This is a genomic window from Cupriavidus sp. WS (assembly GCF_000395345.1).
Classification (GTDB): domain Bacteria; phylum Pseudomonadota; class Gammaproteobacteria; order Burkholderiales; family Burkholderiaceae; genus Cupriavidus; species Cupriavidus basilensis_B.
In genome coordinates this window covers 1-7,288 of the sequence record NZ_AQPL01000304.1, presented here as the reverse complement: position 1 = coordinate 7,288, position 7,288 = coordinate 1, and the positions used below count along the sequence as shown (strand labels likewise).

Annotated in this window: 9 protein-coding genes; 4 read left to right on the top strand and 5 right to left on the bottom strand. The window is 71.1% G+C overall.

From position 1 onward, the window contains the following. The 4 genes from K206_RS39070 to K206_RS0123595 form a co-directional block, all read left to right on the top strand. On the top strand, positions 1 to 945 hold a 945-nt coding region (locus K206_RS39070; protein ID WP_020204860.1), incomplete at its 5' end, for a TolC family protein. Between the two features lie 2 nt (positions 946 to 947). Next, positions 948 to 2,258: a multicopper oxidase family protein gene (locus K206_RS0123605; protein WP_020204859.1), complete on the top strand. Its 1,311-nt coding sequence runs from the start codon at positions 948 to 950 to the stop codon at positions 2,256 to 2,258. A gap of 14 nt (positions 2,259 to 2,272) precedes the next feature. Further along, a complete protein-coding gene (locus K206_RS0123600; RefSeq protein WP_020204858.1) occupies positions 2,273 to 2,767 on the top strand; it encodes a plastocyanin/azurin family copper-binding protein in 495 nt (164 codons plus the stop codon). 45 nt (positions 2,768 to 2,812) lie between these two features. Next, a complete protein-coding gene (locus K206_RS0123595) occupies positions 2,813 to 3,160 on the top strand; it encodes a copper-binding protein (protein WP_020204857.1) in 348 nt (115 codons plus the stop codon). A 78-nt stretch (positions 3,161 to 3,238) separates the two neighbouring features. Here K206_RS0123595 and K206_RS0123590 read toward each other — a convergent pair whose 3' ends face one another. The 5 genes from K206_RS0123590 to K206_RS39065 form a co-directional block, all read right to left on the bottom strand. Continuing rightward, a complete protein-coding gene (locus K206_RS0123590) occupies positions 3,239 to 3,562 on the bottom strand; it encodes an H-NS family nucleoid-associated regulatory protein (RefSeq protein WP_029044000.1) in 324 nt (107 codons plus the stop codon). A gap of 286 nt (positions 3,563 to 3,848) precedes the next feature. Continuing rightward, positions 3,849 to 4,811, bottom strand: a complete 963-nt coding sequence (locus tag K206_RS0123585) for a phosphatidate cytidylyltransferase (RefSeq protein ID WP_020204855.1) — start codon at positions 4,809 to 4,811, stop codon at positions 3,849 to 3,851. A gap of 5 nt (positions 4,812 to 4,816) precedes the next feature. Continuing rightward, positions 4,817 to 5,452: a 1-acyl-sn-glycerol-3-phosphate acyltransferase gene (locus tag K206_RS0123580; protein WP_020204854.1), complete on the bottom strand. Its 636-nt coding sequence runs from the start codon at positions 5,450 to 5,452 to the stop codon at positions 4,817 to 4,819. Positions 5,453 to 5,458: 6 nt separating this feature from the next. Next, positions 5,459 to 5,938: a hypothetical protein gene (locus tag K206_RS0123575; RefSeq protein ID WP_020204853.1), complete on the bottom strand. Its 480-nt coding sequence runs from the start codon at positions 5,936 to 5,938 to the stop codon at positions 5,459 to 5,461. Further along, on the bottom strand, positions 5,919 to 7,288 hold a 1,370-nt coding region (locus K206_RS39065; RefSeq protein WP_020204852.1), incomplete at its 5' end, for a dual specificity protein phosphatase family protein. The genes K206_RS0123575 and K206_RS39065, both read right to left, overlap by 20 nt.

The window sequence follows — 7,288 nt, the reverse complement described above, 5'->3', positions numbered from 1 at the left end:
CGGCAGGCGTTCGCCCCCCGCCGCGCCTTCGTCAACGCGGTCGCGGCGGAACAGGCGGCGCGCTACGCCGAGCAGGTCAGGCACGCCGCCGAGACCGGCGCGCTGTTCGCGCGCGACCTCGCGCGCGCCGGCAACGTCAGCGCGCTGGACCACGCGCGCGAGCAGGCCTTCTATGCCGATGCCGCCGCGCAGCTGGCGCGCGCGCGCCAGCAGGCGCTGGCCGCGCGCGAGCAGCTCACGCGCTGCCTCGGCCTGTGGGGCACCGGCGCGCAATACCGCCTGCCCGAACGCCTGCCGGACCTGCCCAAGGCCCGTCCCGCGCTCACCGACCTGGAGGGTTATGCCATCGGCAACCGGCTCGACCTGCAGGCCGGCCGCGTGCAGCTGGAAAGCCTGGCGCGCTCGCTCGGCCTCACGCGCGCCACGCGCTTCGTCAGCGTGATCGACGTGGCCTACCTGCGCAACTCGGAGACGGCCAAGCCCACCGAGAGCGGCTACGGCATCAATATCGAGATCCCGCTGTTCGACTGGGGCGGCGCGCGCGTGGCGCGGGCCGAGGCGGTCTACATGCAGGCCGCCGCGCGCCTGGCGGAAAGCGCGGTCAACGCGCGCTCGGAAGTGCGCGAGAACTATGCCGGCTACCAGGCGCGCTACGACATCGCGCGGCACTACCGCGACGAGGTGGTGCCGCTGCGCAAGCGCATCACCGACGAAGACCTGCTGCGCTACAACGGCATGCTGGTCAGCGTGTTCGAACTGCTGGCCGACGCGCGCGAGCAGGTCAACGCGGTCAACGGCTATCTCGACGCGCTGCGCGAATACTGGCTGGCCGAGACCGACCTGCAGGCCACGCTGGGCGGACGCCTGCCCGGCGCCGATGCGCCCCCGCCCTCCCCGCCGCCCGCCGGGTCCGCCCCGGCCGCCGCCCAGCCCAAAGGAAACTGAACATGGTCACCCGAAGACAATTCCTGCATGGCTCCGGCGCCGCCATGCTCGGCGCGGCGCTGGTGTCGCGCGCCGGCGCCGCCGCGCTGCCCGAAGCCGCGCTGCAATCGAGCCCCGCCACGCAGGCGCCGCTCCAGCCCGCCTCCGGCCGGCCCTATAACCCCGTGGTCACGCTCAACGGCTGGAGCCTGCCGTGGCGCATGCGGCAAGGCTGGAAGGAATTCCACTTGGTGGCCGAGCCGGTCGAGCGCGAGTTCGCGCCCGGCATGAAGGCGCACCTGTGGGGCTACAACGGCCAGAGCCCGGGCCCCACCATCGAATGCGTGGAAGGCGACAAGGTCCGCATCTTCGTCACCAACAAGCTGCCCGAGCACACCACCGTGCACTGGCACGGCGTCATCCTGCCGGCCGGCATGGACGGCGTGGGCGGCCTGTCGCAGCCGCACATCCCGCCGGGCAAGACCTTCGTCTACGAGTTCGAGATGAAGCACGCCGGCACCTTCATGTACCACCCGCATTCCGACGAGATGGTGCAGATGGCGATGGGCATGATGGGTTTCATCGTGGTGCACCCGAAAGACCCGGCGCAGATGCAGGTCGACCGCGACTTCGTCTTCCTGATCGCCGCCTACGACATCGATCCGGGCTCCTACACGCCGCGCGTGGCCGAGATGACCAACTTCAACATGTGGACCTGGAACAGCCGCGTGTTCCCCGGCATCGACAGCCTGCCCGCGCGGCTCGGCGACCGCGTGCGCATCCGCTTCGGCAACCTGACCATGACCAACCACCCGATCCACCTGCACGGCCACCGCTTCGAGGTGGCCGGCACCGACGGCGGCTGGGTGCCGCCGTCGGCGCGCTGGCCCGAAGTCACCGCCGACGTGGCCGTGGGCCAGATGCGCGCCATCGAGTTCGTGGCCGACAACCCGGGCGACTGGGCCTTCCACTGCCACAAGTCGCACCACACCATGAACGCGATGGGCCACCAGGTTCCCACCATGATCGGCGTCCGGCAAAAAGAGCTCACCAAGCGCATGAGCGCGCTGGTGCCGGACTACATGTCGATGGGGGAGGCCGGCATGGCGGACATGGGCAGCATGGAGATGCCGCTGCCCGACAACACCCTGCCGATGATGAGCGGGCAAGGCCCGTTCGGGCCGATCGAGATGGGCGGCATGTTCAGCGTGCTCAAGGTGCGCGCCGGCCTGGGCCGCAACGATTACCGCGACCCGGGCTGGTACCGCCATCCCAAGGGCACGGTTGCCTTCGAATACACCGAGTCCGCCGGCAAGCCGGCGCGACGCCCCTGACCAGGAGACCCGACATGAACCGACCGAAATCCCGCGCGGCCCGCGCACTGCTGGCGCTGGCCGGCGCGCTCGCGCTGTCTTCCACGCTGTCTTCCGCGCTGGCCGCCGGCAATCATGCCGGCCGCCATGACGATGCCGGCACCGCCGGCCAGCCCGGCGACGCCGCCCGGGTCACGCGCACCATCGCCATCGACATGGGCGACGACATGCGTTTCTCGCCGCCGCACGTCGAGGTCCGCGCCGGCGAAACGATCCGTTTCGTGGTGCGCAATGCCGGCCGGCTGCGCCATGAGATGGTGATCGCCGACGAGGCCGACCTCAAGGCCCATTACGCCGCCATGCTGAAGATGCCGGAGATGGAGCACGCCGATCCCGGCGCCGTCACGCTCGATGCCGGCCAGAGCGGCGAGCTGGTCTGGCGCTTCCCGCGGGGCGGCCGCGTGCCGTTCGCGTGCCTGCAGCCCGGCCACTACGACGCCGGCATGCGCGGCGAAGTGCGCGTGCGCTGAATCGGGCCGCGCCTGCTGAATATCAACACACAAGGAAAACACGACATGAAGACCAGCCGATACCTGATCGCCCTGCTGGCCCTGCTCGGCGCCGCCGCCGCGCTGCCCGCCGTCGCAGCCGGCAACACCGGCGCTGACGCCACCGCCGCCGCGCAGGCGCAAACCCCGCTGACCGAAGGCGAAATCCGCAAGGTGGATGCCGCGGCGGGCAAGCTGACCATCAGGCATGGCCCCATCGTCAACCTCGACATGCCGGCCATGACCATGATCTTCCGCGTGCGGGACCCCGCCATGATCGGGCGGGTCAAGGAAGGCGACCGCGTGAGATTCACCGTGGAGCGCGTCGACGGCGCGCTGACGGTCACGGCGCTGGAGGTGGCGCCGGCGCAATAGGCGCGCCTTGCCGCGCGCGAACCGGCGGCTGTCCGGCGATTGTCCGCCGATTATCTGGCGGCGCGTGGCTGCCGGCGGCTATTCGACCCGGAAGAACTCCACCGACTGGCCGGCGTTTACCGCGCGCTGCAGCCATTCCGGGCGCTCGCCGGTGCCGTCCCAGCTCTGCCCGAGGGCGTTGCGGTAGAGGGGCTTGGCCGGCTTCGGGGCTGCCGGGAGCGTGGCCGCTTCCGCCGCGCCGGCCGCCGGCGCACTCGGCGCATCGGGCTCGTCGCCCTCGTCCGGCTGCGCTTCGGCAAAACAGCCGGCTTCAACCAAATCGTCGAACGTGAGGCCGTGGCGATCCATCTGCTCACGGACCCACGCCGCCGCGGCTATTCTGGCTTCATCAGACTCTGACATGGACTTTCGTAATTGACCTTGCCGGCAAGGATGGGCCGGCAAAGCGAAGGAAGGGGGGTAATCCGGCGGGTCGTGCCGCCTGTCGCCCGAGATTTTACAGGGTCTTGCGCCAATGCTGGCAGAGACAATTCCTACGGATTATTTCACGACAGGTTCCGCGCCCGCATGGCCGGGCCAAGGCCGCGCCGGCGGTTGCACCACAATGGCGCCAGTTGCCCTTGATTTCCCTGACGCCGGCAGGGAATTGCCCCGCGAGACATCAGGCCGGCAAAATCCCGGCGGCGCCTCAGGGCACCCACCAGTAGCGCGTGATGTGGAAGAACACCGGCGCGGCGAACACCACCGAGTCGAGCCGGTCGAGCATGCCGCCGTGGCCCTGGATCATGTGGCCCCAGTCCTTGATGCCGCGGTCGCGCTTGATGGCCGACATCACCAGCCCGCCGAGAAAGCCCATCAGCGCGATCACCAGCGCGATCAGGCCAGCCTTCCACGGCGAGCCGTAAGGCGTGATCCACCACAGCGAGGCGCCCAGCGCGGTGGCGCTGGCCACGCCGCCGACAAACCCTTCCACGGTCTTGGACGGCGACAGCAGCGGCGCGATCTTGCGCCGGCCGCACAGCTTGCCCCACACGTACTGGAGCACGTCGCTGCCCTGCACCACGATCACCAGGAAGGCGATCAGCAGCAGGTTGCGGTCCTCGAAGCCGGGAATCGGCAGCGTCAGCAGCGCGGGCACGTGCGAGACGCAGAACACGCACACCATCACCGCCCACTGCACGCCCGCGCAGCGCTCCAGGAAGCGCGTGGTTTCCTCGGAGAGCGCCGACAGGATCGGCAGGATCAGGAAGGCGTAGACCGGGATCAGGATCGAGAACAGCCCGTACCAGCCGATGTAGACCAGCACGTATTGCAGTGGCAGGAACACGAAGAACGCCGCCACGATGGCGCGGTGGTCGCCGCGCCGCGTGGTGGTGATGGTGACGAACTCGCGCAGCGCGAAGAACGACAGCAGGTAGAACAGCACGATGATGGCGGTGCGCCCCAGCACGAAGGCCACGCCCAGCACGCCGATCATCCACCACCACGCCGACACGCGCGCGCCGAGGTTGTCGATCACCGCGTGCGGGCGGCCGCCGGCGACGCGCCAGCGCAGCAGCGCCGTCACCGCGGAAGCCAGCACCAGCACGCCGAACACCGCCGCGAACAGCAGCCAGGTCTCGCGCAGCACAGCCGGATACGAATGCATCATGGTCCTTACTCCAGCGCCGGCGCCAGCGCCAGCAGGCCCGCGCGGCAACGCGCCAGGAAATCGTCCTTGGCTTCTTCCGCGCCGAGGGTCAGCGGCTTGCCGAACGTCACCGTGCACAGCAGCGGCACCGGCACCACCTCGCCCTTGGGCATCACGCGGTTGAGGTTGTCGATCCACACCGGCACGAACTCCACGTTGCCGCACACGCGCGCCAGGTGATAGATGCCGCTCTTGAACGGCAGCAGCCGCGCGTCGGTGGTGTTGCGCGTGCCCTCGGGAAACAGGATCAGCGAATCGCCCCGTAGCACCGCCGCCTTCATCAGCGCCACCGGGTCGGTGGCGCCGCCCTCGTGGCCGCCGCCGCTGCGGTCGATCAGCAGGGCGTTGAACACATCCCGCCCGATGAAGCGGCGCACGGCCGACCGGTTCCAGTAGTCCGCGCCAGCCACCGGCCGCGTCAGCCGGCGCAGGTCCGGCGGCAGGCAGCCCCAGATCAGCACGAAGTCGCCGTGGCTGCTGTGGTTGGCAAAATAGACGCGCTGCACGGCCGCCGGCAGGCAGCCGTTCCAGCGGGCCTGCATGCCCGTGAGCAGGCGCGCGAACAGGATGATGGCGCGCGCCACCAGCTTGGAAAACCACATGGCTCGTTATCTCAGCAGAAGCAACAGCAGGGCCGCCAGCAATTGCAGCGCGGCCAGCGCCGCGGCCCACGGAAGGAAGCGCAGCGCGCCGCGGGCGCGCTGCGCGAGACTGCGGCCGGGCTCGCCCGGCGCGGCGCGCCGCAGCCAGCCCAGCTGCCGCAGCGCATGGTCCAGCGCCGCCAGCGGCGCGCCGGGCGCGGGGTCCGCCGCCAGCGCCGCGAACAAGGGCCGGTCGATGGTGACGCGCACCAGCAGCCACAGTTGCAGCGCGCCGGCCAGCGCGGCGACGATGCCCAGCGCCAGGTAGACCGTGCCCGCCGGCGACAGCGTGCCGGCCAGCAGCACGTTGATCAGCGCCAGCACCAGCCCGGCCCAGGTCAGCCGGGCCGCGGCGTCGAGGCCGCCCACCGCGGCCAGCGCGACCCAGCGCGCGGCCTCGGCGTCGCGCCGGCTGTCGTCGTCCTCGTCATCCAATGCGTCCGGCATCGCTTGCCTCTCCCGAAAACTGCGCGGCCTGCCTGCGGCCGATGAATGCCGCCAGCGCCGCCACGCTGTCCGCTCCCAGCACCACCTGCGGGCGGCGCTCGCGCAGCAGCGCCAGCGGCTCGCCCGTGGCGCGCGCGGCCAGCCACGCGGCGGCCACCAGCGCGCTGCGCGAATAACCGAGCGCGCAGCAGACCAGCACCTTGCGGCCCTGGCCGTGCCATGCCTCCAGTATGGCCACCGCTTCGTCCAGTTGCGCGGGCGGCGGCACGGTCAGGTCCAGCACCGGCACGCAGCGGTAGGCCACGGCGGCGGGCGCCAGCCGCGGCAGCTCCGCGGTCAGGTCGAGCACGGCGTCGGCGCCGAGCCGGCGCAGTTCCGCCGCGCCCGGAAAACGGCCCACCCACACGCCCGGCGCGATCTCGCTGGCCTGCGGCCGGCGGCGCGTCCACCAGCGCGAATTGGCGAAGGCGCCGAGCTGGTACGGCGCCAGCACCCAGCGCGCGGCCATCGGCATGCTGCCGTCCGCCTGCTTCTGGAACAGCGCCGGCAGCCCCTGCCGGTAGATCGCCGCGACGCAGCCGAGCGCCAGCGCCAGCCAGCCCAGCAGCAGCGCCGCCGGCACCGAGCCCGGCAGCGCCAGCCAGGCCAGCGCGGCGGCCGCCAGCGCGCCGGCGGCGTAGCGCAGCGCAAGCCGGCGCGTGCGCGCCGCCGGTTCGGCCGCGGCGTGGCGCGCGCCGAATGGAAACAGGAAGACGCACAGCCAGCCCACCAGCCAGCCGGTCGGCACGTCGATGGCGTGATGCTGGTAGGTGGTCAGCACCGAGACGCCGATCAGCGCGAACCAGCCATGCAGCAGCCAGCGCCAGGCGCCGCGCGCGTGCATGGCATAGGCCACCCACAGGATCACCAGCAGGCTGATGTGCAGCGACGGCGCCTGGTTGAACGGCTTGTCGAAGCCGCCCAGCAGCGTGAACAGCTGCCCCGGCAGGCCGTCGGCGGCCGGGCGCTCGAAGGCGAAGCGCAGCGGGAACGCGATGAAGCACGCCACCGAGATCAACTGCGCCGCCAGCAGCCGCTTCGCGTGCGTGAGGAGCGCCGCGCGCGTGCGCCACAGGAAGAAGGACAGCCCGTAGAGCAGGTCGATGGACCAGTACGGCACGATGCTCCACGGCACGAACGGAATATGGCGCTCCCACGCGAAATGGAAGTACGGCACCGCCGCGCGCTGGCTCGCCAGCCAGTTGGCCAGCCCGTAGGACGAGAAGAACAGCGCGCCCATGCCGGCGAGCAGTACCAGCGCCAGCGCCCAGGGACGGCCCTCGGCGGCATCGGCCGGAGCGACGGCGCCGG